At 68.9% G+C, this 1,503-nt stretch carries 1 pseudogene; it reads right to left on the minus strand.

Annotated elements, in window-relative coordinates:
• Positions 1–13: 13 nt before the first annotated feature.
• A pseudogene (locus ACWF0M_RS38105) lies at positions 14–1,380 on the minus strand (IS4 family transposase).
• Positions 1,381–1,503: the final 123 nt, after the last annotated feature.

The raw sequence follows: 1,503 nt of genomic DNA on the forward strand, positions 1-1,503 counted from the left end.
CAACGCCGTTCGGTTAGGTGTCGGCTTCGGGGGTCAAGTTGTGGATCTGGATGTTGATGGTGGCGTCGCGGGTGCGGCGGTCGGGGGTGCGGGTGTTGGCGCGATATTTGGAGATCGCGCGTTTGATGACGCGGGCGCGGATGCGTGGTCGGCGGTTGGGGAGCAGGGCGGAAAGGATTGCGGTGCCGATGCGGCCGATGAGGTCGATGGTGGTGGCGGTGGTGATCCCGGCGGCGCGGGTGATCTGGTCGCGGGCGGTGTTCAAGGCGATAGTGAATGAGGCCCGGTCGGGGTCGAGGTCGGGGCGGTGCAGGACGGCGTCGGCGATTGCGGTGCGCAGTACCTGGTAGGCGGTCAGCAGTGCCCAGGTTTCCTGGATGACGGCGGCCGGGTGCTGGGCGCGCAGGACTCTGCCGCCCAGGATGGTGGACTTCAGTTCCAGGTAGGCCGTCTCGATTTCCCACCGCTGGTGGTAGAGCCGCGCCAGTGTGATCGCGGGTGCCTCGTGCGGGTCCAGGAGCGTGGTGATGAGCCGGTAGTGCCCGGTCTGGGTGGTGCCGTCGGCGGACCGGGCGGTGATCGTCGCCTCGATCACCCGTACCGGCAGGTCGGCGATGTGTGACAGGAACGAGCCGTCCGCCAGGCGCTGCTGCACGGGTAGCCGTCGCGCGCGGGTCCGGTCTTGGCACGGATCAGGAAGTCCGCCCCGGCCGCCGCGACGGCGCCGGTGAAGGCGGATGTGGCGAAGTTGCGGTCTGCCAGCAGCAGCATCCCGCGGCGCAGAGCACAGGTCAGGTCACGTGCGTAGGTCAGCTCGCCGACCGCGTCGGTGCCGAAGACCGCGTCAATGACCGATCGGGTCCCACAGGCCACGATCGCCACCAGACGCAGCAGCGGGTAGCCCGCCGGTCCGTTCGGTCCGCAGGCGGTCTTGGGAAACACGGCCCGGTTGGGACGCGTGTCCGGCACCGCGATGGTCGTGCCGTCGATCGCGACCACGAGTCGGCCGGCGAACCGCGCCGTCTGCGTGGCCGTGGCCGCGACCGGGCCTTTGAGCAGGTCGAACAACTCCTGCAACGGCGCGATGCCGACACGGCGCATCGCCTGCGTCAGCGAGGAACCCGCCGGCGCCGCCCACACCCCGGGCAGGGACGCGGTCAACCGCGACCAGACCTGTCCCCACCCCTGACCGGCGAACAACGCCCCGGCCAGCAGCAAATACACCACCACCCGCGACGGCAACAGCCGCACCCGCTGCTGCCGGCCACGACACGCGGCCAGCGCCGCGTCGACCATCTCGAACGGCACGACCCGGGTCAGTTCACCCAAGTGCCCCGGCGCGAACACGCCAGGAGCATGACTAATGACAGAATCGGACACAGCAGCCCTTGTGGAGTTGGACCAGTCTTGGAGGACCGGACCACATCTACAAGGGCTGCACCCCTATCACCAGCCGAAACACCGACTTGACCACACACTCCGCCGCCTAACCGAACGACGTTG

The sequence above is a fragment of the Kribbella sp. NPDC055110 genome (assembly GCF_053607525.1).